This is a genomic window from Pseudoalteromonas sp. QJM3NY_22 (assembly GCF_056173065.1).
Genome location: NZ_CM149655.1, coordinates 1,482,945 through 1,508,649, shown reverse-complemented (window position 1 = coordinate 1,508,649; position 25,705 = coordinate 1,482,945). Strand labels below are relative to the sequence as shown.

The following is a 25,705-nucleotide window of genomic DNA, read 5'->3' as shown; positions in this document are numbered from 1 at the left end:
AATAAGTTACTTATTCTTAAAACTGGTAGGAAATCGATAAGCGAATATCGCGCCCAGATTCGTATGGACCAACAACAGTACCAAATACTTCACTGTAATCACCCACACTTGAATGATCGATATATAACTCATTAAATAAATTAGTAACAGCAACATTCAATAATAATGAATTCGTCACATTCCACTGTCCATATAGATCAAAAGTGGTATAGCTTGGTTTATTTAGGGTATATAAAGAATCGGTCCAACCAAGATCAACGGCTTGATGAAGAGTATCAATATCAAGCGAATCGACTTTAGTTACACTAAAACCAACCTTTGCATCGGTGTTAACATCGTAATCAACGCCGGCAACCCATGTATTACCTCTGCTATTACCTAAACCGACAAACTCATAACCATTAATATCAATTGCATCATAGCTTACAGTATATAGACCATTACGAGGGTCAAGCTCTGTATCAGTAGCTGAAAATCCAATGAAGAAATCAAATGAATTTAAGCGATATGCTAGGTCAAACTCAAACCCTTTAGTATCTAACGTGCCTATATTGTTATAAACCGAGTCTCCTTCATATCCTTCAAATATCACATCATCTAAAGAAGAATTGTAAATACTGGCCTTAGCGGATAAATTTTCACTTGTGTACGTTATGGATGCCTCAATATTGGCGACTGTCTCAGGTACTAAACTTTCATCCGCCACGGGAATATCTGAGCCATCATATAAATATCCATCGATGGTAAAGCCATCGCCTATTTGTTTTCCACGCGCAGCTTCAGCATACCCAAGCCCTACTGTCCAAGCATCATTTATGTCGTATGCTAAACCTATATTAAAACTTACTTCACTATCGTCTAAACTCGAAGCACTTTCTGTAATTGCAGTGCCATAATATTCATCTAATAAGATGTCTTGTTTAAACTTATAACTATCAAAACGCACCCCATAGCTCAGTAAAAGTTGTGGGGTAATATCACTATAACCTTGCGCATAAACCCCAAGTACACTGCCTTGTTCTGCATTTTCTTTTGTACCTGCTGCAGATCCGCTCGACACTTCATCGTTTCTATAATCAACACCATAAATAAATTTATGTTCATCAATAATACTTGTATTGCGAATATCTAAGCCATATGTATCAATGTCAGCAAGCCAAGCAAAACGACCACCATTAAAAGATGATTCGGTTTTGTATGCTGTCGCCTCTAAATACAATAAGTTATTGTGAGAAAATATATAATTAGCAACGTAAGTATCTCGTTTTGCTTCGCTTGGGTACAAAGCATCACCTTCTTGCACCGCCCAGTTAGGACGTGCCGAAAAATCCCCTTCTTCGTCGCGTTTTTCAATACTTAACGATAAATGATGATTATTTGCTAACTCACCACTGGCTTTAATAAACATCATATCTTGATCAGCAGCTGTACCATAAATAGTATCGCCATCACCATCTTCCATGTTATCGCGACCCACAGTACTGAAATATCCTAATAACCCCCATGTATCACTTAATTTACCGTATACACTGGTACTGAAACGCGTGCCGTCATTTGAAAAATAACTTGCTTTAACACGCCCACCAAATTGTTCACCTTGATTAAGTAGGTCTTGTGCGTCTTTAGTTTTAAAGCGTATAGAGCCACCAATCGCACCAGGACCACTTGTTGCTTCACCGGCCCCCGCTTGTACATCTATTTGTTGCAGTAGGTCTGGATCTATTGTTACACGGCCAATATGATGAAATAACGTTGATGTTTGTTGTGCACCATCAACCGTTATATTTAATAAAGAATCTTCAACACCACGAATATAGATCTTTTGCGCAACGCCTACCGAGCCACCCACGCTAACAGAAGGTGAATGTCGAAAAATATCAGCCAGATCACTTGCTTGATATTGTTCTATTTCTTCAGCTGTAATACTCAAATTAGTTGCAGAGCCAACTACAGATATTTTTTCAACAGATGCTTTACTTTTAGCAAGTTCTTGCGCGGATATAGGTGAACTGAATGATGTACAAATGGCACTCACTAAGGCTAACTTTTTCAAGGGGAACGTTCCTTCTTAATGGTAAATAAGAAGGATTATCATTTTCTTTTAAGTAAAAGCATAGCAACTTTACATTTGTTACATTTAGCGTGAATAAAACACAGAAATGAAACTTACTTAAGCTATAGGATTAATTAAGATGCTGATTTAATTATTCATTAATTGGATGTATTAACAATAATAAATATAATTTTATACACCTTTAGGTACTGTTACCGTCATGATTAAGCCACCGGCAATACTATTTGTAGCAAATACTGTTGCTGCGATCGCGTTTAATTGTCGCTGTGCTAAAGCAAGCCCTAAACCAAAACTATCACTGTTGCACGAACGGGCTGAATCAATCCGAAAGAAAGGCCTAAAAATAGTATTTAAATGCTCTTTAGGCACTCCAGGGCCTTGATCTGAAATAATAATTTGATATTCATATTCATGATCAATGAGACTAACGCGCACTTGTTTATTAATGGGTGTGTAACGTAGTGCATTTCTAAGTATATTCTCAAGTGCTTGACCTAATGCCCTATGATTACTGTTTTCAATATGAGCTTGATTAGGTAAGTCAGCAGAAATCAGTTTATCTGGGTACTCAAAACGTCCATCTTCAATGAGGATTTCGAGTAAATCGACTAAGTCCAAAGGTTCAATACGTAACTGAGGTGATTCATTATCTAACCAAGACAAAGTTAGCGTGTCATCCACTAACTTACGAATGTGCTGTGACTCTTTATGAATACGTTCTAATTTAATTTGTGTGTCCTCTACGCCCTCCTCCCTGTGAGAGAGTAAGTTATCCGTTGCGATATCTAAGCGTGTTAAAGGTGTTCTCAACTCGTGGGAGAGATCCGTTAATAATACACGTTGGTGCATAATTTGCTCACTGATCCGCTCAGCCATTAAATCAAATGTTTCAGCTAATTGAGACAGTTCGTCGTTACGTGAGCCCAACTGCTCCCGAACCCTGACGCTAAAGTCTCCTTTACTAAATGCCCTACTTGCTAAGTCGAGTTCTTTAATTGGATGCATGATATGACGATATAACACAATAGATAAACATACCAATATAGACATTGGTAATAAAACTTGTAACGACAAGCGTGTTAAATTCCAAAGCGACCCCGGACGCATTCTTTGCGGCAACTGCACAACAAGGCTAGTTGTACCATCTTTAAAAGGTAACTGCATAGCCGGTGCACGGTCGAAGTACAGATGGATTTTCCAATCAATGCTACGCCCTAAATTATACCCGGTATACTCATAACGATGAGAGCGATTACCAGCTAACTCAACCACATTCGCTTTGGCAATTACAGCCCAAATATTTTCTTGTTGCTGCAAGTTATCGACCCAACGCTCAAGCTCGCTCATATCGCCTTGATCAAATATAATCTCAGCCTTTGTTTGCCAATCAGTTAATTCTGTTCGGCTTGAATCACTTAACATACTCATATCATTTTCAAAGTGATTAACCGCGACATTAATTAAATAGAACATCGCAACAACACCGGTACCAATAATTAAGCACAGCTTCCAAAATAGACGTCGTGTCATTTAATACAGTATCCTTGGCCATGCACTGTGTGTAAACGACTGCCATCCCAGCCAGCATTATTTAACTTTTTTCGAATACGACTCATATGCATATCTAAACTACGATCGTACTGGCTAAAACGTTTGTTTAGCACCACTTGATATAAGAAAGGTTTTAACAGTATTTGTGCTTGGTTTTTCATTAAAATTTGCAGTAAGCCAAACTCAATAGGCGTAAAAGTTAATAGCTCACAATGTAGAAAAACCTGTTGATGTAAGCTATCTATCTCAAGTCCATCAATATTAGCAATATAAGGAGTATTAGTGTCTTGTTTAAAAACACGTCTTAGTACTGAATCTACGCGTAATAATAATTCTTGGCTATTAAAGGGTTTCGCTAAATAATCATCCGCACCGGCTGATAGACCTAGAATGCGCTCTTCTTCAGCATGTTTTGCCGATACAATTATGACAGGGGTGCTATTACAACTACGTAAAATATTGAGCACTGCCAAGCCGTCTTTTCCCGGCAACATAACATCTAATAAAATAAGGCTAAAGCGCTGAGCAACTGCTAAATCAAGTGCATGATTACCATCAAAACACTGTGTAACAGAGTACCCTTGGTTAGCTAGTAATTCAGTAATTTGATCATTAAGTAATGTATCGTCTTCAACAACTAAAATATCAAAATCAAATTTGTTGCGTTGATAGGCCTGTGGTGCAGACATAGAAAGCCATAATTTTTATAGTATTAAAACAAATTAAAGCAAATGGTAATACAAATCAATATCAAAAATGGTGCGCAGGAAAAAAGTTAACTATTTGAGTGTGTTGAGTGTGTTTGAGTGTGTTTGAGTGTGTTTGAGTGTGTTTGAGTGTTTGAGTGTTTGAGTGTTTGAGTGTTTGAGTGTTTGAGTGTTTGAGTGTTTGAAATCATAAACTTGTTATTGAGGAAATAACAAGTGGCGGAGTGGACGGGACTCGAACCCGCGACCCCCGGCGTGACAGGCCGGTATTCTAACCAACTGAACTACCACTCCGCAGTGGTATGTGCATGGGGTAATGCACTTACTAATTTTAATCATGATATCAAATGGCGGAGTGGACGGGACTCGAACCCGCGACCCCCGGCGTGACAGGCCGGTATTCTAACCAACTGAACTACCACTCCGCAGAGATATCATTATACTTGTTATTACTTAATTTGTTGGCGGAGTGGACGGGACTCGAACCCGCGACCCCCGGCGTGACAGGCCGGTATTCTAACCAACTGAACTACCACTCCAGCATACAAATTTTGTAATATAACATTGTTTAAATAGTTGGCGGAGTGGACGGGACTCGAACCCGCGACCCCCGGCGTGACAGGCCGGTATTCTAACCAACTGAACTACCACTCCAGCGCATATTTAAACTGTTATTTTTTCTTATTGGCGGAGTGGACGGGACTCGAACCCGCGACCCCCGGCGTGACAGGCCGGTATTCTAACCAACTGAACTACCACTCCATAATAAGAATATGTTTTACAACCATACGTTGTGTAAGTGTTGGCGGAGTGGACGGGACTCGAACCCGCGACCCCCGGCGTGACAGGCCGGTATTCTAACCAACTGAACTACCACTCCAGCTTTTACTTACAAGTTTTCGAAAATGGCGGAGTGGACGGGACTCGAACCCGCGACCCCCGGCGTGACAGGCCGGTATTCTAACCAACTGAACTACCACTCCATATTTTCGTTGCTGTTTAGGTCTCCCTGACAGCGGCGTGAATAATACGAACCAACCCCTATTTCGTCAAGGGCTTTTTTGTTTTTTTATAGGTTTTTTAGTCATCTGTCATCGAAAGGTTTAAAATTTCACCTGATTTGTCACTTTTTGAGCCATTTTTACCGACTTGATTTTTTTCTGAGTCAGTAACGTCATCTTCACTTGCTTTCTTTTTCTTTAAAAAAGGCAGCCTGACGTTAAATTTAATCGACTTTTTCTGAACAAATATACGAATTAACAGCCAACCAACCAATAATATGAATATATTACAGCCGACAATCAAACTAATTATTGTTGATGTGGTCATTTTTCCTTCATCAGGATCGCTTTTAATCATTTCATCAGGCGTAATAATCGTTGCAGGGTCAATTTCGGGAACCGCTTCTATGGGTCGTTCTATCTCAAATTTATATGTGGGTAGCGTTGCCATAAATTCACGATCATTTATATTAGTGCCAAAAACAGACAGTTCAACACTATACCGACCCCAGTCATAATTTTTTATCGTAAGCTGGCGTGATACATTTGCTATTGCATCAATCGTAAACATTTGTTCTTCATTATTGGGATAATATATTTTGCCCTGAATTATCACGGTTTCAGGTTTAACAATGTTTGCATCAATAGTTATAGCTAAAATATGATCATCAAAATCCTCTTTAGCTAAAGCTATATCAAACTCAAAAGGCGGCTCATGAATAATAAGTGCTTTTTGGGTTATACGCCTTTGTAGCAAAGGAGTCGCAATGTAAAGTTCTGGTGTCCACTCTCCTGCAGGGAAATCTAATTTAAATTCACCGGTAAATACACCATCTTTTGGTCGTTCATCAAACCCACGACCATCATCTTTAAACTCAGCAACTTCTTGTATACCAGCACCGAAATTCGCAAAACTCTCGTTGTTAGTACTGACAAAATCGACATGTAAACTAACCACATCTTTAAATAAGTTAGCATTAATTGGTTCGCCATCATTTAATACTCTACCCGTAACCTTTACAGATTCGCCTCTAAATAACACCGATGGTAACGACTCTGCCTGCAACGACACCTCACCTAATACCACGATTCGACTATCTGGTAATATGCTGCCTATAACTTGCCAAGGCCCAGGCGTTGGCTTTTTAATTGTAACGAGATCGTAGTTAAGTTCATCAAACCATTCAATGTTAGGATCTTTAACTGAGTCGGGAGCAAAGTATTTACTGCCATCTGGCCTTACTAAAATAACAGCAGGTGTACCTGCCTTTCTAAAAAAAAGTAACGTTATTTCATCAATTTGACTATCTATACGAAAACGATTTTCTAATAAAGGTATTTCATTTTGTTGGCCATCGCGTTTAAGTACTTCCACTTGCTTAGCGCTATAAGCATTATTTGTAAAACAGCTAACCGCTATTAGCACAGTTACAAAACACATCGTTTTCATATTATGGCCTTATTCAGCGCGCCATAAACATTGGCCGCCTTCTTTATTTACAAGATCTAATCGGGCTTCGTGTGCGCTTTGCTCAGCATCGCTTGCTCGCAATACAACTAGTGGGGCTCTGTCACTATTTAAACGCTTTATACCCCCCTTTCGCTGCTCGCTGCCGTCATCTTTGTTTTGATTCAAATTTAGTTTTGTTTGACCGCCCGTCATGGCAAGGTAAACATCAGCTAAAATCTCAGAATCCAGTAACGCACCGTGAAGCGTTCGCTTGGCGTTATCTACATCGTAACGACGACATAAAGCATCAAGATTGTTCTTTTGACCTGGATGCAAGTCACGCGCCATTTTAAGCGTGTCAAGAACTTCACAAAACGTACTCGTTTTAGGATAACCCTGATTAAGCAACGCAAATTCGTTATCCATATGACCAACATCGAACGGCGCATTATGAATAACTAGTTCAGCCCCTTCAATATAGTCGAAAAACTCTTGCGCGATTTGATGAAACAGTGGTTTATCACGTAAAAATTCGTTAGTGATACCGTGAACGTCGATTGCTTCTTCTTCGCTTGGGCGTTGTGGGTTTATATAAACGTGAAAGTTATTGCCTGTTAAACGGCGATTTACTAACTCTACACACCCAATTTCTATAATACGGTGCCCTTGTTTAGGGTCGATGCCGGTGGTTTCTGTATCTAAAACTATTTGTCTACGTGCCATATCGAATTTAGCCTGATTCTGGTATCTTTCTATAATCACTTTATTGTACATAAGATCAAGGTAAAACAGTGCAAAAAACCGTAGAGATTTACACCGATGGCTCATGTTTAGGTAATCCAGGCCCCGGCGGTTATGGTATTTTTATGATTTATAACGGTCACGAAAAAGAAATGAGCCAAGGTTATAAACTCACAACGAATAACCGAATGGAAATGCTCGCGGCTATTGTAGCCCTAGAATCACTCACTCGAGAATGCGAAGTAAATCTAACAACCGATAGCCAATATGTTAAGCAAGGTATTGAATCGTGGATCACTAACTGGAAAAAACGTGGCTGGTTAACATCAGCTAAAAAGCCGGTTAAAAACGTCGATTTATGGAAACGCCTAGATAAAGCCTGTAGCGAGCACAATGTAACCTGGAAATGGGTTAAAGGGCATAGCGGCCATAAGTACAACGAAATAGTTGACGATTTAGCGCGCGATGCCGCAGGCAGTAAAGATTTACTAGAAGATGTAGGCTACCAGCCTTAAATTTATTCTAAGCTAGTTGTTATACCAATTTATTAAAAACATGTTCATTCTATCGCATTAAATAACTCACTAACTGCGTTAAAAATTATTCATATAGAACAACTATATGTCACAATTTTCGCCTTGTTAATGTGCTATTTTCTTAGCGCTATAATAGATCACTTATTTAATGCAATTGGTATTATTTTTTTGGTCACACGTTTTGTAATGCTGCTTAGAGGTTTGCCTAAGCCCTGCCCCTTTTACGGGTGCAAACTGCGGCCTTGCATGCCACTTAGGTTTTATCGGCGTAAGTGGCGCAACTCTTTTTCGTGCCACCAGCATATAAACACTGCCCATTGGTTTTAAATACTGTTTTGCAAAAGTCCGCCAAAACTCAAATCTTGATAACCTGTTACCTCTTGCCAGTGATGAATAAATAAAACGTTCGTCACTTACAATTTCAAAACCCAATAAATTTAGCCAATCTTTAACCCTCGCAGGGGTAAAAAAGCGCCCTGTCCATGGTAATTTCTGACCACTAAAAGGCAGCATTTGTGCAAGCCCGCACAAACTAAACGGATTAAAACCAGTCACGAGTATATAACCGCCTGGAATAAGCGTGCGATGTGCTTCTCGTAAAATATGATGCGGGTCTGAATGATACTCTAAGCAATGGCTTAGTATGCAAGCATCAATACTGTGCTCGTAAAATGGCAGTTCATCTATGTCAGCAACTACCCCGGTGTAAGGTCCTGGCTCTGCAACACACACTTGATGTTTAATCGTACTTATACTTGTGTTTAATTCGCCACTTAAATTACCCAACTTAAGCATATGATAGCCAAACATACGCGGCAGCCATTGCTCCATTTTGCGTTCAATATCTGCACGCAAATAATCCCCATGAGGAAACTGCTGCCACGACAGTGGTTTGGGTCCTTCTTGAAAACTAAGGGCTGGTTTCATTTTTTGAGCTCGTTATACTATGCGATAAGTGTCACTTTATAGAGCAATTTACCATGGTGCAAGTCAAAGCAATTAAAGCCTTTTCTGATAATTACATTTGGTGTTTAACTACCGATAACAGTAACCAAGCATGGGTAGTCGATCCAGGCCAAGCACATCCCGTATTAACGTACTTAGCTGAGCATAAACTAACGCTTGGTGGCATTTTAATTACGCATCATCACTACGACCACACCGATGGCGTAGCTGAATTAGTTGACGCCTATCCAGATATATCGGTTTATGGCCCTGCAAATAGTCCATTTAAAGGCGTCACTCACGCACTTACTGATGGACAAAGCATCAGTGTGCTTAATATTAACTTTACTATTTTAGCAACTCCTGGGCACACGCTTGATCATATTTGTTACACAAATGATGAACTTGCTTTTACCGGCGATACATTGTTTAGCGGTGGATGTGGGCGCTTATTTGAAGGCACGCCAGAGCAAATGTGGGAGTCTTTTAATAAACTAAGAGAGCTGCCTGCAAGCTGCAGTGTGTATTGCACGCACGAATACACGCAAGCTAACCTTGCCTTTGCCAAAGCCGTTGAACCACGTAACCCAGAACTCCTTGCGTACAGTAAAAAAGTAGATGAATTACGCAGTAATAACCAAATCTCCCTACCCACTTCTATTGGACAGGAGCTAAAAATAAATCCATTTATGCGTAGCGATTTGCCAACCATTACAGAGTTAGTGCCAGAAGAGTTTACCTCGGTTACAAAAAACAATGAACCTTGGGGGAACTTTGCTAGTCTGAGGCAGTTCAAAGACAATTTTTAATGCACAAACTAATACTTTAACATTTATTTTATTAGAATCATTAACTTAAGATATAGTGATGATTCTATTTCTGCGTTTTAAAAAGTCATTCAGTGGCAATGTTAACTCATAACAGGTAGTATTCGCCGAGTTTTTTACCCGATGTATTGGTATTTATGAATAAATCTCCCCTATTAATAGCCTTGGCGTTAGCGCTAAGTGGTTGTCAAACTGTGACAACTTTAGACTCAGACTCTCAAGTCGCCACGCAAACAAACCAACAACTCGAAGGCGCAAGTCCTAACGACATTAACAATGCATTGATGGTAAACGCACAATATCAGCAAGTTGACCCTGATGAGCAAGAAGCTCCCGTGTTTGATGATGTGTGGGAGCGAATTCGCTACCAACTTTCTATCGAAATACCGCAAAACCGCCCTGTTGTTACTGAACGTAATTATTATGCTCGCCACCAAGCCTATTTAGATCGTATTTCTAAACGTGCAGAGCCTTACTTACACTTTATTGTTGAAGAAGTAGAAAAGCGCGAAATGCCAATCGAAATTGCACTACTGCCTATTGTAGAAAGTGCATTTGACCCGTTTGGTTATTCTAATCGCAGCGCATCGGGCATTTGGCAGTTTATGCCTGCAACCGGTGAGCGATTCGATTTAAAACAAAACTGGTGGTACGACGGTCGTCGCGACATAGTGCAGTCAACTCGCGCAGCACTTGATTACTTATCGTATTTACATAAAACACTTGAAGGCGATTGGCTAAATGCGATTGCTGCTTATAATTCAGGTGAAGGGCGTTTAATGCGCGCGATTAAAAAGAATCGTAAAAAGCATTTACCTACCGATTTTTGGTCTCTTGATTTACCAAGCGAAACAACAGCCTACGTACCAAAGTTATTAGCACTTGCCGATTTATTAAAACGCTCAGATGATTTTAACGTTACATGGCAACCAGTAATTAATGCACAAGTGGTTGAAGTGGTTGATGTTGGCTCGCAAATAGATTTAGCACTTGCTGCTGATATGGCTGATATGACGCTTACTGAGCTATACAGATTAAACCCCGGTTTTAATCGCTGGGCAACTGATCCCAATGGCCCACATTCTTTATTATTGCCTGTTGATAAAGCAGAGGAATTTAGCCAAAAACTAGCAAACACTGATGTTAAAAACAGATTACGCTGGCAGCGTTATATTGTGGCTCGAGGCGACAGCTTATCGGTAATTGCCAAAAAGTTTACAACAAGCTCAAGCGCAATCCGATCGCTTAATAAACTCAAATCAAATACGATTAAAGTAGGCCAAGAATTATTAGTCCCGCTTACTGATGGCGCTATAAATAGTGAGCATTTACCAAAGCAGATGCGTTTAGCTGCTAATAAAGCAACTCGCACAAAGCTTTCGCACACAGTTAAAAGTGGCGACACGTTATGGGACATTAGCCGCGAATATGACGTAACTATGGATGAGTTGGCTAAATGGAATAAACTAAAGAAAAACTCTGTATTGCGCCTAAATCAAAAACTAACTGTTTATAAGTCAGCTAATAAACCACAAGCAACGGCAAGCACCAACCGTACTATTACATACAAAGTACGCCGAGGTGATTCACTTGCACGTATTGCGTCTAAGTTTAATCTAAGCGTTAACGAAATTATTAAGTGGAATAATTTAGCCGGTCAAAAATACTTACAACCTGGCCAAAAGCTAAAACTTAAAGTAGATGTTAGAAGTAGTTAATTTATAAAGCTATAAAAGCAAAAAGGAGCGCATGCGCTCCTTTTTTAATACCTTAAAGTTAAGGATTAAGCAGGTAGTTTTTCTAGCCATACTTTTAACCAAGGCTCAGTTACTGGCCATGGTTCAAAATCTTCACATGCATCTATTTCTAGGCGGTTGCCCACAGGCTTTGCTTGTAAATCGCGTAGTAGCTCGTCAAAGCTTCGCCCTGCGCCACAAAATGTATCGCCGTAGCATCTGTCACCCATTGCAATTACACCAAACGGTTTATCGGTAAGCATTGGGAAAGTGCTATTCATTGCAAAGTACAATCCTGCCAAATTACTCGGTACATCACCTTGCCCTGTTGTGGAGGTGACAATTAAAACATGCGATGCATTTTTTATATCATCAAGTGATGCTTCAGTAATTACTGTAGCAGTATGACCCGCTTGCTCAATTGTGGCTGCAACTTCATCGCTTAAACGCTCAGCACCGCCATTAACGCTGCCTACAAAAATACTAATATGTGCCATTAATAATCCTTTTCTTGCTCTGGCCAACCTAGCTGCTTACATATTTCAAGCATGTCTTCACCTAGTGGCGCTTTAATTTTTATTGATTCATTACTATAAGGGTGCACAAAACTAAGCTCTGTTGCAAATAACATTAAGCGTCTTAGTTCAAAATGCTCTCTAAAAAATTGATTATGCTGATTATCACCGTGATTTACATCACCAATAATAGGCAGTGATAAGTGCTTTAAGTGTCTGCGAATTTGATGCTTGCGCCCGGTTTTTGGAAAACACTCAACTAACGAGTAACGCACTGTTGGATACTTACCTATAGGAATAGGCAATGCAGCTTGGTGCAAGCAATTAAACTGGGTTTGCGCTTCTTGCGGTGCTTTATCTTGATCTGCAAACTTATCGGCTATTTTATCAAGTTCTTCTTTAAGCGGTTTATCTAAAAATACTGACTCTGGCGCAAAACCGCGCACTAAGGCTAAATAGCGCTTAGCAATAGTACCTTCAATAAATAGCTGGTTCATATCGCGAGCTGCTTCCGAGCTCAATGCAAACAGTAATACGCCCGACGTAGGTCTATCGAGCCTATGTACTGGAAATACATGTTGCCCTAGCTGGTCGCGCAACATTTGCATAGCAAACTGGGTTTCGTGTTTATCTAAAAACGAGCGATGCACTAATAAACCTGAAGGCTTATTTATAGCCACATAGTTTTCATCTTGATACAAAATAGTCAGCTCGCCATATTCAATAGGCGCTGGACGCTCACTCATTTGGTTCTCCTAAAAAGGTATCAAGGGCTGTTAGTAATTCAATTATTTCATCGCTTCCGGCTTTATTCACAAGTGTCATTTGCGCCATAGGGGCAATAGCAAAGTTACGCGACAGTGGTTGCCTATGTGTTATTAATTGCTGTATTTTTTCAATAAATACAAACTGTAACCACTGCTCAAATGCCATTGTATCGTGACAAAAAGGAGTCTTTGAAAGCAGTGCCTCAGCGTCTATTGGCCCACTTTGCCAAAGCGCGTGTTTTTGTAAAAGTGCCGTTAGCTGCACTAAATAAGTTTGGGTTTGCTGGTACATAACCACCCTCTTTTATATATGTAATGCAATTATACCCTGTTCCCTCATAGGCGGCTATGACGTATAATTAATGTAATTTTGCAGTAAAAACAGTTGAGAAAACAATGAGTGATCAAATAGCTACATTAGGTCAGCTTTTAGATGGTGCGGGTACTCAGTGGCGTGCTTTTGATATTGGCAGGCACATTACTAAGCTTGATAAAAAACAATTTTTAGCTATTGAACAAGCTCAAGTGCCTTACCCTTATCCACTTGCTGGTCATGCATGGCTCGCTATTCAATTTTGGGATATTAAAGCCAGTAAAGAACCGTATGTATGGTTTTTAAAATTTCCACTTGATGAGCAAAGTATGCTGGTAAGTGCTAGTCGCGATCACTTTGCTGATATGGTTATTCAAGCACTAGGCACTGAAATTACAGGTGAGCAAGCCGATGGAAAACTTGATAATAACCCTTATGTTTTTACACCAAACGCAAATAAATTAGCGGCATTTAACGCCCAAGTAAAAGTACTATTAAAACAGCCTGCATCGCAGTATTACGAGCATGCACAACTGTACTTTAGCGGTAAAATTGGTTTTGATAATTGGCAAAGTGTTGCACTACAGGGTATTGCCGATTTTGCACTACGCTTAGACAGAGATACAAACTTAAGTAATCTGCAAAAAGCATGGGCGCATTTACCTATTGAAGTACTACAGCCACTCAGTGCCATGCTTGAACACGTTGAAATACCAACATCAATGAGTGAGTTACTTGTTGATTACACGCAGGGTGCAATTAGTGACAACGACACAGTGGCTATAACCGCAGCACTAAGATCAATTTCAAAAGGTCAAGCTCAAGGGTTATGCGCTCAATTAGTTGACACTGTACTAAGCTCAACAGTGAGGCACGACTCTGACGTGTTACTAACAATAGCTGGGCGGTGTTTTAAGCAATTAGAAAACCCTGAACGCTTACATGTATTTATGGATAATTGCGCGCATCATCAAAAAATTGAAGAATTGTTTCCAAGTATTTTTGCTGACTTAGTTGCAATACCGACTATTCGCCCGCATTTATTAGGCTTATTACGTAAAGAAAATCGTAGCGAAACCCTCGCGCGTGCAATTGGAAGGTTATTCTCTTAAATGGCAAGTTTATGGACGTTCATACTTATTGGTAGTGTAATTTACTTATTTTGGCTTAACCGAAAGGTGGCAGAAGCGGCGAACGTTCATGCTAAACGCCAAAGTGAGCAACTGCAGGTGCAGTTGATGAGTGTTGCTTGCACAAAACGCCGCTTTGGTTTTTTAAAGAGCGGCAAGCCAGGCATCAAAAGTGAATTCATATTTGAGTTTTCAAGCGATGGTGAAAATGCTTATCAAGGCGTGTTAATTATGGAAAATGAGTTTTTGAAAAGCGTGGTTGTTCCACCACATAAAATATAAATGGATTTAATTTAGGGCTAAATTAAATTTACTCAAACACAAAAAACTAAGGCGTAACTAAAGTTACGCCCCAATTGGACTGCATCCTGCTAGATATCCGTTATCTATTAATCCGTATTATCATCCCCTGAACGAGTAAACAGCCTTATTTACCCTCACATTGCATCCTGCAATATCCATAACCATCTTGGCAAATCCACGCAAACTAACGCTTAGCTACATCCTGTAGCATCATCCCTGGTAATCCTTTGAAGTAGCTCCTGCCACTTTTGCATCCTGCCATGTCCTCTCGCCACCTTGGCCTATGCGTAATCTAACGCTTGGCTATATCCTTTAGCATCATCCGTGGTAATCCTTTAAGTAGCTCCTGCTACTTTAGCGCACCTTGCACTTCCTATTCGTCCTTGCTTTCCTTGTTAACTTGTCCTTTTTGCTTCCCGCTAGCGTCCGCTACGTTGCCTATTCCATATCCTTGGCAGGAACTCAATCATTGAGCTATGTCTTCTTGACAAAGTAAAGTTTAAAGCAAACGAGTGTGAGTAATAGGACTTAACATTAAATAAATAAGCGTCACAAAAATGAAAAAAAAATAAACATTTAATAACAGCAACTTAAATTAAAAAAAAGCCACTTAATAGTAGCCTTAAACTGATTATGCTCACAACAATGTAAGAGATGTCTCACGGCCTTATGTCCGTTTGGGCGCATTGGCTTACATTATAATTTTAAATAGCTGGCTCAATTATTGATTTAAACAGTAATTCGCCCTCTACTTGGTTAAAAGTAAGGTGTTTAAATGCTTCAAACTTTTCAGTTTTAAAAAACTCAATGTGTTCTTTACGCGTTACAAATACAGCCATCCCTGTTGACTCAGCGTTACATTTAACTAAGTCATCCAGCCCACGTAGTAAGTAACGGCCAAATCCTTGCCCATGAAAATGCGGATCTACGGCAATAAAAGCTAAAAAATAGTAATTACCTTTCTGTTTAAGGGCGTCTCTAATTGTTTGTTCTTTATCTATTAATTGATTTGTTTGCAAGTAGCCCGCACTCAGCATTAATTTTAAACGCCAGTGCCAATAACGCTGCGCTTGTAATTGGCTATTAGATTCAAATACACACGCTATTGCTTTTAATTTATCGTTGCGGTATAGGCCAATTAGTGGCTGTTTTTCTTGCCAAAAACTACTGAGCTCTTCGCGAATTAATGATCGTAGTTTTTTTTCGTAAACTGATTTATTTTCGTCATTGTAGCTAAGCATGTTTAGTAATACAGGATCGTCATGATAAGCCTGATAAATTAGGCTCGCTGCAGTACTAATATCTTCTGCAGCTAAATACTGTACGCTGAACGTATCAGTTGGTGTGGTTACACTCATTGTATTTCCTTTATTATTTTAGCTATAGGCTGTTTAACTTTAAACCTAACTATATACCTAAAATTATTAACCGTAAATTCAGCGAGAGTTTAACTAGCAAGAGGTACAGTTAGGCACTAGTATGAGTTTTCATTCATTTAAAGGAGCAATATCATGGATACGACAAAACACGACATTAACACACTTTTTGCACAGCTTGGATTACCAAATAGTGATGAGCAAATAGATGCGTTTATTGCCTCACATGAATTAGAAGACACAACACGACTCCAAGAAGCTTCTTTTTGGGATGAAGCACAACAGCACTTTTTAGCTGAATCCCTTGCAGAAGATGGAGATTGGAGTGAAGTAATTGACGAGTTAGATGTACGCATTCGTCAAAGTAAGTAATTTTATTTAATGTACCCTCCCTTATTTATTGCTAACATAGCATTTGCGCAGCATTTATATGCTGCGTATTTATTTTATTAAAGAGTTATATATCTAATGAATTCAGTTGTATTTGATGCAATCAAAGCCCTTCTCGATGAAGGCAAAACCCCTACTGTAGCACTAACTAAAAGCCGTTTGGCGCAACCGGTTCCAATGCCGATGATTATTGCAGCAGTAAGCCAATATAAAAACAATCCTGATTCAATTAATAACTTCATGAGAAACCCACAGCAGTCAGATAATACTGAGCTTAAAACAAGTCAATTAGATAGAATTGAGCAAAAACTCGATAAACTTCTTGCGCTGCTAGAACAAAAATAATTTGAGACTATAAATGTTCGTTGTTGATTTAACTTTTGATTGCTACCAAGACACCACCCTAGAACAAGCCGAACAAGCAATAAATCGCTTAGTAAATGCACTGCGTTTTAATGGTCAAATAATGGGGGAAGAATTTCCTACCGTTTTAAAAGATGGATTTTTTATTACCCGCGTAATGTGCCCTACTGAAGATGCAATGCACCCGCTAAATAACAGCCCGTTTGTTAAGCACAGTATCGAAAAGTTACATAGTGCTGGGCTACTTGCGCCAAAAGTAAAAGTAATTGGACAAGATATTCACTCCAACGGCGCTGATTGCTGCAAAGAACCATCAAGTTATATTTTATATACAACCTATGTGCATACGTGCAGCCCGCTTTATTGTGGTGATGACTTTTTGCCTGTGCCGCTATTTCGTATTCCGGCAATTGCTAATGGTGACTATAAAACGCTTATAAAATGGCAAGAAGATTGGCAAGCCTGCGATCAAATTCAAATTAATGGCGCAACCCGTTGTGAGTTTCCGGCACTTGAAGAAATATCGAGTGTCCAAAGCGACCTATATAGACGCGGAAAAGACATAACAAAGCGAATTAGTTTTTTAACTAAAAAGCCAACCTATTATTATTTATACCGTGTAGGCGGCGTAGATAAAGCGTCTGAACTTGAACGAAAATGCCCTAGTTGTCATGGCGACTGGAAATTACCTGAATCGTGGTTTGGGTTATTCGACTTTAGGTGTGAGCCATGTGGCTTAGTGTCTAATATATCGTGGGATTTTCAATAACCACTTTAATGAGTGCTTAAAATCAGCTTAGTGATGACGCTAAGCTGATTTATTAAACACGTTTTAAACCTCTAATGCCTTTAAAAAAGCATTAATGTTAGGTGCAAGTACATGGTGTGTTTTTTTGCCTACGTGCTCTAAACATACTTCACCAGTGTGCACCAATACACTTACTAGTAAATCATCTTGATCAGTTAAACCAATAAATACTGTTTCTGGTTGCTTGAGCTTGCGTTTCATTAAAACATGGCCCGTTATATTTTGCTGTAGCAAATGAAAGTCTTCTTCGTTCCATGCTTGTAGTAATTCAACCTGATGCCCATCAATACTTGCTAAAATACTTCCACCGTACATATGTCCGTATAGCTCGCTAAGCGCTTTTGGAAACTCAAGTTCTAGTGCACTGGCTAAATCATTAAGCGAACCTGCAGGTTGCTGACGCGTCCCCTGCCATTGAATGTTTCCTTGCTCGTCAACCTCACCAACTTCACATGGGCCTGGCCATTGTTCGTCGTGCGCAATAAGTGGGTACTTTGTAGTGTTTTTAAGGGTATTTTCGCTAAATGTTTGATGAAGTTGTTCTATAAGCAATGCAACAGACATACTGTGAAACTCATTTAAATTAGATATAATGTCCCTATTGTAACTATTTAAGAGCAAACATGACAGATTACAGCAATTCTCCAGACCTTAAAGGTAGCGTATTAGGCCAATCTACTGAGTATGTAGATGTGTACACGCCAAGCTTGCTTTTCCCTATTGCGCGCAAACTAAATCGTGATGCTTTAAATATTGACGAAGCAGAGCTTCCATTTAAAGGCCAAGACATTTGGACAGGTTACGAGCTTTCATGGCTAAACAATAAAGGTAAACCGCAAGTTGCCGTAGCCTTATTTACCTTTGAATGCCAAAGCAGCCATATTATTGAGTCAAAGTCGTTTAAACTTTATTTAAATAGCTTTAACCAAACCCGATTTGAAAGCATTGATGTAGTAAAACAGCACTTAATTGATGATTTATCAAACGCGGTTAACAGCCCTGTCAAAGTGACTTTATATAATCCTGATGATTACAATTGCTTACCGTGTACAGCGCTGCCAGGTGAATGTATTGATGACTTAGATATTGAGATTAATAATTACGATATTGATGCTAATTCACTTAAAGCAAAAAGTGATGAAGTAGTTACTGAAACGCTCTACAGCCATTTACTTAAATCGAACTGTTTAATTACCTCCCAGCCTGACTGGGCAAGTGTAATTATACGATACACAGGCGAGCAAATATGTCGTGAGTCGTTATTGCGTTACTTAATTTCGTTCAGAACACATAACGAATTTCATGAGCAGTGTGTTGAGCGTATTTATAGCGATTTAACAACACAACTTAATATTAAAGAGTTAGAGGTTTACGCGCGTTATACTCGTCGCGGTGGGCTTGATATAAACCCGTATCGCTCTACGCATTATAACGATACGCCATTTGCAGTTAAAATTAATCGTCAGTAGGTTATTTTTAACTGGAGCATGAGTATTAAAAAAGGAGCCTAGGCTCCTTTTTTACATTCTTTAATTAATACCAATTCCATTAAGTATGTGATCTAAATTTCACGCCAAAAAAATAATTCAGTTCTAGGCGTAAATTGATGTAAATGGTTGTTCCCTTTGCGAAATTTACAACAAAGAAATGGGTTGTTTTAGCAAGTAAAATAGATCAGCTATTTATTGGAATTGGTATAACTTCACGCTTAGTGGGTATAGGCATACCACACACATCAACGTAGTTATGTGCTTTAACAAACCATGGTTCAATACGGTTTTTACGAGCACTGATCAAGTTTTTAAACACCGGTGAGTTTGTTTTCATCACTTTAAATATACTTTTATCGCTTTGTACATCGCCAAGCACTTGTATATTGGTAATTGGGTTAAATGCTTTTCCTTCAGTTGGTGTGCGCGCTAAACGATTAAAATGCTCTATACCTTCGAGCACTCGACCAAACACCGTAATGTTTTTATCGAGGTAGCGCGGGCCTTGCCCTATCGTTACAAAAAACTCCGTGCTCGCACTATTTATGTCGTTATCGCGCGCCATGGCAAACACGCCACTACAATGCACTTGCCATGTTTGCGTATGTGCTGAGTTTTGAGCTACTGCAAAGCCGTTTAAAAAGCCGGTAACTGGTGCATATCCGTCGCCATTTAGCTCAGTAATTAAAAGTGGTTTGTTTGTTGTTAAATAAAACTCAGCTGGGACTGTTTTATCTGCCGTTTTAATTAACTTTTTACCCGAGCTGTCCCCGTCTTGCGCTACAAAACCCTCAACAAACCGATAAACGCTGGTATTTTTATAAAACCCTTCTCGTACTAACTTTTTAATATTTTGAGCGTGCTTTGGGGCAAGCCGTTCATTAAGCTCAATGTACGCATCACCCGTTGGCAGTGTTATCTTTAAAATATTTTGAGCATCCACTAATCGCCAATCATTATCTGTTGCACTAGCAATTACCTCACTCGCACTCAATAAAGGTAGCTCTGGATTAGCAACACCATTACCTAGCTGTTGAGCACAACCGCTCAACAAAACACTAAGCAGAGCTGGCAATATAATTTTTTTCATCGCTTATATCCTTATAATTATTATAGTTTTGGTTATTCCCAATCAAACTTATATAGCACATCAACATTTTGGTATAGCCCGCTCGTTATTTCTATGTATAGCTGTGAAAGTAACTGATAACGCACAGCCACTTCACTGAGCGAATCAAATACACCCACGCTATATTTAACTTGTAAGCTGGGTGCTACGTAACCTGATATTTCTACTTTGGTGCTATCACCACTACCTGATGAGCTTAAACTTACATCTGACAGCCCAAAGGTTTCACCTACCTTAGAAACAACTCCTTCGCTGCGGCTAACACCTTGAGAGAGTAATAACTGTGTGAGCATAGCATCGCTTGACGAACTTTCTCCATCGCCTAAAGGTTGGCCATTAAGTAAATATGCAAGTGCTTGAGCTTGATCCATCGCAGGCTCAGAAAATATTTTGAGCGTTGGTTGTTCAACATTCCCCGTGAGCGTAACCCCTGCAATGACACCATTTGCAGTCGTATCGGGGTTACGTATTGCTTTAATATTTAAAAATGGTTGTTCAATTGAACCGCTAAAACCTACTTGCCCGGTGCTGATTATTAAATCTTGCCCAAAGGCTAAGTAAGTACCTTCAATTAAGTTAAGCTCACCTGTGGCTATAATTGGTGCGCCTTGACTCATTTTTATGGCTAAATCACCCGCAACTTTTGATTCCAAGCCAAACGATTCTACTTTTACATCGTTTTTAACAATCACTTTTAAATCTATGTCGAAATCAAACGGGACTGTTTCGGTGGCCTCGGTTTTTTGATCAACAATAATTTCATCATCGCTAACTTGCACTGCGCCCTCTGGGAGCTCTTCAATCATTATACGACCGTAAGGCACAACTACCTCACCAGCAAGCTTGAGTGCATTATTAGCCAAGCCTATTTTTAAATCCGGTGATACTTTAAAAGTAACCCCTTGCTGCGCACGTACATAAAACTGCTCGCCAACTACCGCCACATTTACAGCAGGTTGCGCACCTTGCCAATCAACATCACCGGTGAGGTTTATTTTACCGCCCTGGTTGTCGTTTAAGTTGCCTTTTATTGTGGCTGTTGTTTTATCAAACAATACGTTTATATTTGATTTTTGCAGCGCTATAGGTAGTTGCTCGCCCTCTAAACTAATATCGCTCGCATTAAGCTCGCCATTTAATAATGGATCTTTTAACGTACCAGCTAACGCGACTTTTCCGCTAATATCACCTTTTAACTGCTCTAGGGTTTCAAGAAATGGTTGTAAGTCTGAAAGGAGTATTTTATCAATATTAATAGTGCCGTTAAGCGCTTGCGTATTTTGTATGTCGTCAATATCAATTTGTGTGTTTATTTTACCAAGCACACTTGATTCTAAATTAGCTTCAAGCTTGCCAATTTGAGAGTCCGAAAACGCACTAATAGTTAAAGTTTCGATTGGTAATTTAAAACGATCTTCTTCCGAGGTAAGCACCGCTTCTAAGTCGCTAGAATCGATATTTGCGCGTAATGTTTTAAGCGCACCGCTTTGCCAATTAAGTGCTACATCGCCAGCTATATTACCACGAGTACGAATGCTATTAGGTAAAAAATGCTTAAGCTCCTCAAGTGCTAAGTTGCTTAGCTTCGCATTTAATTGACCAAGTTCTTTTGATTGCGCTAGCGTGTCTATACATAATTCACTTTGCTCAGATGCCCAACAATGTGCACTTACATCAAAGTCACTAGTTTGAGAATTAAACATAATGGCAATATTTTTAGTATTACTAAAACTAAGCTTTTTATCGCTAAGCGTTACATTACTAAGCTCGCCATTCCAAGTGGTATTATTAATTTTGCCATTAACTTCAAGCTCTATACTGCCTTGCTCGGCATCTATAGATGCCGTAAGTTGGTGATCTGTTTTGTCGCCGCTAATATCAATTTTAACGCTATTAATTTGCTGTTCGGCTACAAGCGCCGAACCAACACTTACCGAAACATCGGTTTGCCAATCGGCTGCGGTATCTAACTGCCCTTTTACTGATAATTTATTAATGTTTATTTCATCAAAAATAAAGCGATCAAGTATTAGTGCTAAATCAACAGAGGGCGTTAACCTTTCCCCTCTCACTTTTAAATTTGCGTTGCCGTCGGCAGTAAATGGAATATAAGCTTTTTCATCACTTTTTAGCGTTACTTTGCCATCAACCTGCCAAGTATCATCAACTTGCCCGCTTAGTGCTAATTTATTGGTACCACTGCTTAAATAAAAGCTATCAATATTAGCTTTTAAAGTATTGTCGAGCTTAAAGTTTGAGGCAAATTCTAGTGGCACGTCGTTAAGTAATCCGTTTAACTTTGTATTATTCATTTGTAGCTGCCACTTGTCGTCAGCTGCATTAAACGAGCCTTTAAACTGTCCTGAAATATCACTGGTAGCGGCATCAGTTAAATACTGCGCTTTTAAGTTAGCAAGCGTGCCATTAAAGTTAACCAGTATGCCTTTTTGCCAATCAACATTGGCTTTTATAGTTGCACTGCTTTCGTTTGCTTTAATGCTTAGCGCTTGTAAAGTTGCTTTGGTAAGACTGCCTTTTAATTGGGTATTTAAGTCAACAGCTGGGTACGCACCTAATTGGCTATTCCCCTGTAGGCTAAGCTGATAGTCGTCAGCATTACCTTGTGCGTTAAGGCTTACATTTCGCACTTTAAGCTCATTACTTTGTGCATCAATAAGCCACTGTTTAATTTTGCCATTTAACTCAAACGGATAGTTTTTCTGCTTTAAATTTGCCGTTGCCGTTAAACTAAGCGGATATTGTCCCTGCGTTTCTAAATTTAAGTTTAGATTTGATAAGTCGCCATTCAACTGCAAATTGGCTTGGTGCTCGTCACTTTGTAAAACAACATACCCTTTCACGGGCAAATTCCCTGCAAGCTCAGCATTAAGATGCGTATTAAGCTGCCACTGTTCATACTTTGCTGAGAATGACTCTAAATTAATAACCGCATCTTCCACACTTAATTGCAGCGAGATGTTTTCAATAACATGTTGGGCTTCGTTTTGCTCAATCGTAATTTTAGCTATTTCAAAGTCTTCAACAACTAAATCAAGTGGCGAAGTAAATTCTATATTAGGCAATGCGGGTAGGTGCGTTAAAGGCGCTTGAGTATTTTGCGCCGTTTGTGTTTTCGCATCTTGTTCTTGCTCTTTTAAGGCAACAAGTATGGTGGGAATATTCAGGCTTTTAACCGTCAGCTTTGAACCCTCTGCTTTTGCTGAGAGTTTAAAGTTATTAACGCTTACGTTTGCACTTGGATGCTCTAGGGTAAATTTATTGATCGCAATGTTTTTTACAGCAATATTAAAAGGTAGGCTGATTTTTTCAAGCGGCTCTGCCGCGGCTTCTTCTTGTGAATCTACAGTTTTTGGTAATGTTAAATTTATAGATTTAGCACTTAAGTTATCTATACAAATTCCATCGCACTGCCACCAAAACAAATCAATTTTCAATTGTTGTGCATTAAAGTCCAATCCGTTGCTAGCAAAGCGTACATTAAAGGCATCATTATAAATAAAACGGCCATCTTTAATTTCAATATGTAGTCCATCTACCGCTTTGTTTGCACTATAAGCAATAAATTGATTACCGGGTGCGGTAAATAACAAACAAAATAGTGCAACAACTAACGTGACAAAAATAGCACTTACGGCGGCTGTTATCTTTTTTAATACTGACATTAAATTTCTGGCCCTATGGTAATACTTAAACGTGTGCTTTTACTTTCTTTTGTTAATCCCCAAGCGTGGTCTATACGCACTGGGCCAACGGGTGTTAAATAGCGAAAACCAAAACCAGCACCTACTTCAAAATCATCAGAAAAATCATTAGTCGCAGTACCACCATCAACAAATAAAGCTGCTCGCCAATTTTTAGCAAACTGGTAGTTATATTCCATCGTGCCCGATAGTAAATACTTACCACCTATTAGCTCGCCGTCATCGTTCTCAGGCGAAATTGATTGGTACGCAAAACCACGAACGCTTTGATCGCCACCTGCGTAAAACCGAAGTGAAAATGGCACGTTGTTAATATCATCAACAAGCATTGCTCCCACATTCGCTTTTAAAAACACCAAGTGGCGGTCAAAATAAGTGCGTAGCCATGCATGTTGCATTTGCACCCTAATCAGATTAGTACTCGAAAGCACATCATCTAAGCCAAACTCAGCAGATATAAGCCACTGCTCTCCCCAATAAGGAGTCGTGCCGCCTTTTGATTTTTTGCGCGCGTAGCTAATGCCCGGCATTAACATTTCGGTACTTTCTTCGTCTTCATCACCAATACGGTAGGTTTCTTGGTCGCGGCGTAAAAATGCAGTACGCACCCATTTATTTTCGGTCAACCATTGGCGCTGAACTTGCCCTGTTAATATTTCACTGTAAGTGTCGTTTGTGAGCTCATCTTCTAATTTATAACCGACAGAGAATCGCCATAAATCATCATTAGGATCATCAACCGGAATTGTATAAGCCATGGAAATATCTTGCTGCTTTTGTGCCACATTTAAATTAGTTTCGAGGTAATGGCCGTCTTCTGTGATCCACGGTTTACTCCATTTAAAACGCACCTTGGGCCCTAAGTCAGTACTAAAACCACCGCCAATTTCATAGCTGTTAGCTGGCTTGGGTAATACTTCAACTTTAATCGGTACTTGGCTGTTTTTGCGCGCTGCAATGTCAGCATAAACACGTACACTGGCAAAATAAGGGGTACTTGATAAATCCAAGTTATAGTCAGCAATATGTGTTGATTTATAAGGTTGGCCTTGCGAGAAAGGCGCTATAGAGCGTATATATTTTTCAGCGGGTGTACTACTGGCAATTTGTATATCGCCAAACTCATACCTAACTCCGGTATCAATTATGAAAGTAATAACGGCACTATTTTTTTTAAGCGATACTTCTAATTTACGCGCTGGCCACTTAGCATCAAAATAACCTAGCTCTAGTAACATAGATTCTATTTTTTTATGAGCAGAGTCATATTTACCATGATTTAAAACATCACCTTGCTTTAAGTGGTTGCTTTTAATCAATGCCTGTAATTGAGTATCGCTTTGACCATCACCATTTAGCGTAATATTAATTGCTTCTATGCGAGTTGCAGGCCCCCGCTCAACTTTAACAATTAGCTCGCTGTCGTCTTTATCATAAATAACCTCGACGGTCGGGCTATAATAACCAAGAGCTTTGATGCTATTTTGTACTTGTTTTTGAGCATAACGGCGAAGTGTACGGGTTGGCTTCTCGCCAATTAACTGCTTGAGGTAAAGAGCTACGTTATTTTCTAAATCGCCACTTAACCCTTCAATTTCGTAATCTTCTATGACTTTTTCTGCCGCATAGCTATTTGTCGCAATTAAAGCGCTCACAACACACATGCAACGTAAAAACTTAATAAACAAGTAAATATCCTTACTTTTAATATCTTACAAAAAACTGGTTAATTACCCGCATATTAGCATAGCCATAATGAGCAACACATTAACTTAATAACAATCTAACGCGTAAATTTAACTTTGAATAAATATCAGCATAATTAAAATTA

At 39.4% G+C, this 25,705-nt stretch carries 23 protein-coding genes and 7 tRNA genes; 9 read left to right on the top strand and 21 right to left on the bottom strand.

Annotation, left to right across the window (positions count from 1 at the left end):
• Positions 1 to 16: 16 nt before the first annotated feature.
• From AC0VZ4_RS06630 to dnaQ, 12 genes are all read right to left on the bottom strand, one after another.
• Positions 17 to 2,053 carry a TonB-dependent receptor domain-containing protein gene (locus tag AC0VZ4_RS06630; RefSeq protein WP_475441247.1) on the bottom strand — a complete coding sequence of 679 codons (2,037 nt, stop codon included), beginning with the start codon at positions 2,051 to 2,053 and terminating at the stop codon, positions 17 to 19.
• 192 nt (positions 2,054 to 2,245) lie between these two features.
• Positions 2,246 to 3,604, bottom strand: coding sequence for a histidine kinase sensor domain-containing protein (locus AC0VZ4_RS06625; protein WP_033038131.1), 1,359 nt, complete (start codon positions 3,602 to 3,604; stop codon positions 2,246 to 2,248).
• Positions 3,601 to 4,314 (bottom strand): response regulator transcription factor, encoded by a 714-nt coding sequence (locus AC0VZ4_RS06620; RefSeq protein ID WP_007378009.1) that lies wholly within the window; start codon positions 4,312 to 4,314, stop codon positions 3,601 to 3,603. Before AC0VZ4_RS06620 ends, AC0VZ4_RS06625 begins: the two co-directional genes overlap by 4 nt.
• A 235-nt stretch (positions 4,315 to 4,549) precedes the next feature.
• A tRNA-Asp gene (locus tag AC0VZ4_RS06615) sits at positions 4,550 to 4,626 on the bottom strand.
• A 54-nt stretch (positions 4,627 to 4,680) separates the two neighbouring features.
• A tRNA-Asp gene (locus tag AC0VZ4_RS06610) sits at positions 4,681 to 4,757 on the bottom strand.
• A gap of 37 nt (positions 4,758 to 4,794) precedes the next feature.
• Positions 4,795 to 4,871 (bottom strand) — tRNA-Asp (locus AC0VZ4_RS06605).
• A 38-nt stretch (positions 4,872 to 4,909) separates the two neighbouring features.
• Positions 4,910 to 4,986, bottom strand: a tRNA-Asp gene (locus tag AC0VZ4_RS06600).
• 31 nt (positions 4,987 to 5,017) lie between these two features.
• Positions 5,018 to 5,094, bottom strand: a tRNA-Asp gene (locus AC0VZ4_RS06595).
• Positions 5,095 to 5,135: 41 nt separating this feature from the next.
• Positions 5,136 to 5,212: transfer RNA gene (locus AC0VZ4_RS06590), tRNA-Asp, on the bottom strand.
• A 26-nt stretch (positions 5,213 to 5,238) separates the two neighbouring features.
• Positions 5,239 to 5,315, bottom strand: a tRNA-Asp gene (locus AC0VZ4_RS06585).
• A 97-nt stretch (positions 5,316 to 5,412) separates the two neighbouring features.
• Positions 5,413 to 6,783 (bottom strand): TIGR03503 family protein, encoded by a 1,371-nt coding sequence (locus tag AC0VZ4_RS06580; protein WP_008138491.1) that lies wholly within the window; start codon positions 6,781 to 6,783, stop codon positions 5,413 to 5,415.
• 9 nt (positions 6,784 to 6,792) lie between these two features.
• Positions 6,793 to 7,506, bottom strand: a complete 714-nt coding sequence (gene dnaQ / locus AC0VZ4_RS06575; RefSeq protein ID WP_007378211.1) for a DNA polymerase III subunit epsilon — start codon at positions 7,504 to 7,506, stop codon at positions 6,793 to 6,795.
• 68 nt (positions 7,507 to 7,574) lie between these two features.
• Here dnaQ and rnhA point away from each other — a divergent pair, with 68 nt between their 5' ends.
• A complete protein-coding gene (rnhA, locus tag AC0VZ4_RS06570; protein ID WP_007378210.1) occupies positions 7,575 to 8,039 on the top strand; it encodes a ribonuclease HI in 465 nt (154 codons plus the stop codon).
• A 162-nt stretch (positions 8,040 to 8,201) separates the two neighbouring features.
• On the opposite strand, the gene AC0VZ4_RS06565 is transcribed toward rnhA, so the two are convergent.
• Entirely contained in the window at positions 8,202 to 8,987 is a 786-nt protein-coding gene (locus AC0VZ4_RS06565) for a class I SAM-dependent methyltransferase (RefSeq protein ID WP_008138494.1), read from the bottom strand.
• A gap of 53 nt (positions 8,988 to 9,040) precedes the next feature.
• Between AC0VZ4_RS06565 and gloB the strand changes: the two genes are divergently transcribed.
• On the top strand, positions 9,041 to 9,814 hold the full coding sequence (gene gloB / locus AC0VZ4_RS06560) for a hydroxyacylglutathione hydrolase (RefSeq protein WP_033037832.1): 774 nt from the start codon (positions 9,041 to 9,043) through the stop codon (positions 9,812 to 9,814).
• A gap of 155 nt (positions 9,815 to 9,969) precedes the next feature.
• Complete coding sequence (locus AC0VZ4_RS06555) at positions 9,970 to 11,550, top strand: LysM peptidoglycan-binding domain-containing protein (RefSeq protein WP_007378207.1); 1,581 nt, start codon at positions 9,970 to 9,972, stop codon at positions 11,548 to 11,550.
• A gap of 65 nt (positions 11,551 to 11,615) precedes the next feature.
• On the opposite strand, the gene AC0VZ4_RS06550 is transcribed toward AC0VZ4_RS06555, so the two are convergent.
• Genes AC0VZ4_RS06550 through AC0VZ4_RS06540 form a run of 3 tightly spaced genes read right to left on the bottom strand, consistent with a single transcriptional unit; the run spans position 11,616 to position 13,142 of the window.
• Entirely contained in the window at positions 11,616 to 12,065 is a 450-nt protein-coding gene (locus AC0VZ4_RS06550) for a flavodoxin (protein WP_475441246.1), read from the bottom strand.
• A complete protein-coding gene (gene truC, locus AC0VZ4_RS06545; RefSeq protein WP_007378205.1) occupies positions 12,065 to 12,829 on the bottom strand; it encodes a tRNA pseudouridine(65) synthase TruC in 765 nt (254 codons plus the stop codon). Before truC ends, AC0VZ4_RS06550 begins: the two co-directional genes overlap by 1 nt.
• Entirely contained in the window at positions 12,822 to 13,142 is a 321-nt protein-coding gene (locus AC0VZ4_RS06540) for a YqcC family protein (protein WP_475441245.1), read from the bottom strand. Before AC0VZ4_RS06540 ends, truC begins: the two co-directional genes overlap by 8 nt.
• A gap of 104 nt (positions 13,143 to 13,246) precedes the next feature.
• On the opposite strand from AC0VZ4_RS06540, the gene AC0VZ4_RS06535 reads away from it, so the two are divergent.
• Both AC0VZ4_RS06535 and AC0VZ4_RS06530 read left to right on the top strand, forming a co-directional pair.
• The gene (locus tag AC0VZ4_RS06535; protein ID WP_008138503.1) at positions 13,247 to 14,275 is read left to right on the top strand and encodes a DUF3549 family protein; all 1,029 of its coding nucleotides are present in this window, start codon (positions 13,247 to 13,249) and stop codon (positions 14,273 to 14,275) included.
• Complete coding sequence (locus AC0VZ4_RS06530; RefSeq protein ID WP_007378202.1) at positions 14,276 to 14,575, top strand: DUF3301 domain-containing protein; 300 nt, start codon at positions 14,276 to 14,278, stop codon at positions 14,573 to 14,575. It abuts the gene before it with no gap.
• 725 nt (positions 14,576 to 15,300) lie between these two features.
• Here the strand turns inward: AC0VZ4_RS06530 and AC0VZ4_RS06525 are convergent.
• Positions 15,301 to 15,954, bottom strand: coding sequence for a GNAT family N-acetyltransferase (locus AC0VZ4_RS06525; protein WP_475441244.1), 654 nt, complete (start codon positions 15,952 to 15,954; stop codon positions 15,301 to 15,303).
• 153 nt (positions 15,955 to 16,107) lie between these two features.
• Between AC0VZ4_RS06525 and AC0VZ4_RS06520 the strand changes: the two genes are divergently transcribed.
• From AC0VZ4_RS06520 to AC0VZ4_RS06510, 3 genes are all read left to right on the top strand, one after another.
• Positions 16,108 to 16,344 (top strand): DUF2789 domain-containing protein, encoded by a 237-nt coding sequence (locus tag AC0VZ4_RS06520; RefSeq protein WP_008138507.1) that lies wholly within the window; start codon positions 16,108 to 16,110, stop codon positions 16,342 to 16,344.
• 96 nt (positions 16,345 to 16,440) lie between these two features.
• Entirely contained in the window at positions 16,441 to 16,707 is a 267-nt protein-coding gene (locus AC0VZ4_RS06515; protein ID WP_007378199.1) for a hypothetical protein, read from the top strand.
• A 13-nt stretch (positions 16,708 to 16,720) separates the two neighbouring features.
• Positions 16,721 to 17,494, top strand: a complete 774-nt coding sequence (locus AC0VZ4_RS06510) for a Zn-ribbon-containing protein (RefSeq protein WP_008138509.1) — start codon at positions 16,721 to 16,723, stop codon at positions 17,492 to 17,494.
• A gap of 63 nt (positions 17,495 to 17,557) precedes the next feature.
• Here AC0VZ4_RS06510 and syd read toward each other — a convergent pair whose 3' ends face one another.
• Positions 17,558 to 18,097 carry a SecY-interacting protein gene (gene syd / locus AC0VZ4_RS06505; protein WP_475441243.1) on the bottom strand — a complete coding sequence of 180 codons (540 nt, stop codon included), beginning with the start codon at positions 18,095 to 18,097 and terminating at the stop codon, positions 17,558 to 17,560.
• Positions 18,098 to 18,156: 59 nt separating this feature from the next.
• Here syd and queF point away from each other — a divergent pair, with 59 nt between their 5' ends.
• Entirely contained in the window at positions 18,157 to 19,002 is an 846-nt protein-coding gene (gene queF / locus AC0VZ4_RS06500) for an NADPH-dependent 7-cyano-7-deazaguanine reductase QueF (protein ID WP_039488544.1), read from the top strand.
• Between the two features lie 205 nt (positions 19,003 to 19,207).
• On the opposite strand, the gene AC0VZ4_RS06495 is transcribed toward queF, so the two are convergent.
• From AC0VZ4_RS06495 to AC0VZ4_RS06485, 3 genes are read right to left on the bottom strand one after another with little or no spacing between them, the layout of a single operon-like run.
• Entirely contained in the window at positions 19,208 to 20,113 is a 906-nt protein-coding gene (locus AC0VZ4_RS06495) for a peptidylprolyl isomerase (RefSeq protein ID WP_475441242.1), read from the bottom strand.
• 32 nt (positions 20,114 to 20,145) lie between these two features.
• A complete protein-coding gene (gene tamB / locus AC0VZ4_RS06490) occupies positions 20,146 to 23,835 on the bottom strand; it encodes an autotransporter assembly complex protein TamB (RefSeq protein ID WP_475441241.1) in 3,690 nt (1,229 codons plus the stop codon).
• Entirely contained in the window at positions 23,835 to 25,562 is a 1,728-nt protein-coding gene (locus AC0VZ4_RS06485) for an autotransporter assembly complex protein TamA (protein ID WP_010553690.1), read from the bottom strand. Before AC0VZ4_RS06485 ends, tamB begins: the two co-directional genes overlap by 1 nt.
• Positions 25,563 to 25,705: the final 143 nt, after the last annotated feature.

What these genes read in the sequence shown, in the direction of transcription:
- AC0VZ4_RS06625 (WP_033038131.1), bottom strand. Translation starts at nt 3,604, where the DNA reads ATGACACGACGTCTATTTTGGAAGCTGTGCTTAATTATTGGTACCGGT.
- AC0VZ4_RS06620 (WP_007378009.1), bottom strand. Translation starts at nt 4,314, where the DNA reads ATGTCTGCACCACAGGCCTATCAACGCAACAAATTTGATTTTGATATT.
- AC0VZ4_RS06580 (WP_008138491.1), bottom strand. Translation starts at nt 6,783, where the DNA reads ATGAAAACGATGTGTTTTGTAACTGTGCTAATAGCGGTTAGCTGTTTT.
- dnaQ (WP_007378211.1), bottom strand. Translation starts at nt 7,506, where the DNA reads ATGGCACGTAGACAAATAGTTTTAGATACAGAAACCACCGGCATCGAC.
- AC0VZ4_RS06565 (WP_008138494.1), bottom strand. Translation starts at nt 8,987, where the DNA reads ATGAAACCAGCCCTTAGTTTTCAAGAAGGACCCAAACCACTGTCGTGG.
- gloB (WP_033037832.1), top strand. Translation starts at nt 9,041, where the DNA reads ATGGTGCAAGTCAAAGCAATTAAAGCCTTTTCTGATAATTACATTTGG.
- AC0VZ4_RS06555 (WP_007378207.1), top strand. Translation starts at nt 9,970, where the DNA reads ATGAATAAATCTCCCCTATTAATAGCCTTGGCGTTAGCGCTAAGTGGT.
- AC0VZ4_RS06550 (WP_475441246.1), bottom strand. Translation starts at nt 12,065, where the DNA reads ATGGCACATATTAGTATTTTTGTAGGCAGCGTTAATGGCGGTGCTGAG.
- truC (WP_007378205.1), bottom strand. Translation starts at nt 12,829, where the DNA reads ATGAGTGAGCGTCCAGCGCCTATTGAATATGGCGAGCTGACTATTTTG.
- AC0VZ4_RS06540 (WP_475441245.1), bottom strand. Translation starts at nt 13,142, where the DNA reads ATGTACCAGCAAACCCAAACTTATTTAGTGCAGCTAACGGCACTTTTA.
- AC0VZ4_RS06535 (WP_008138503.1), top strand. Translation starts at nt 13,247, where the DNA reads ATGAGTGATCAAATAGCTACATTAGGTCAGCTTTTAGATGGTGCGGGT.
- AC0VZ4_RS06530 (WP_007378202.1), top strand. Translation starts at nt 14,276, where the DNA reads ATGGCAAGTTTATGGACGTTCATACTTATTGGTAGTGTAATTTACTTA.
- AC0VZ4_RS06525 (WP_475441244.1), bottom strand. Translation starts at nt 15,954, where the DNA reads ATGAGTGTAACCACACCAACTGATACGTTCAGCGTACAGTATTTAGCT.
- AC0VZ4_RS06520 (WP_008138507.1), top strand. Translation starts at nt 16,108, where the DNA reads ATGGATACGACAAAACACGACATTAACACACTTTTTGCACAGCTTGGA.
- AC0VZ4_RS06515 (WP_007378199.1), top strand. Translation starts at nt 16,441, where the DNA reads ATGAATTCAGTTGTATTTGATGCAATCAAAGCCCTTCTCGATGAAGGC.
- AC0VZ4_RS06510 (WP_008138509.1), top strand. Translation starts at nt 16,721, where the DNA reads ATGTTCGTTGTTGATTTAACTTTTGATTGCTACCAAGACACCACCCTA.
- syd (WP_475441243.1), bottom strand. Translation starts at nt 18,097, where the DNA reads ATGTCTGTTGCATTGCTTATAGAACAACTTCATCAAACATTTAGCGAA.
- queF (WP_039488544.1), top strand. Translation starts at nt 18,157, where the DNA reads ATGACAGATTACAGCAATTCTCCAGACCTTAAAGGTAGCGTATTAGGC.
- AC0VZ4_RS06495 (WP_475441242.1), bottom strand. Translation starts at nt 20,113, where the DNA reads ATGAAAAAAATTATATTGCCAGCTCTGCTTAGTGTTTTGTTGAGCGGT.
- tamB (WP_475441241.1), bottom strand. Translation starts at nt 23,835, where the DNA reads ATGTCAGTATTAAAAAAGATAACAGCCGCCGTAAGTGCTATTTTTGTC.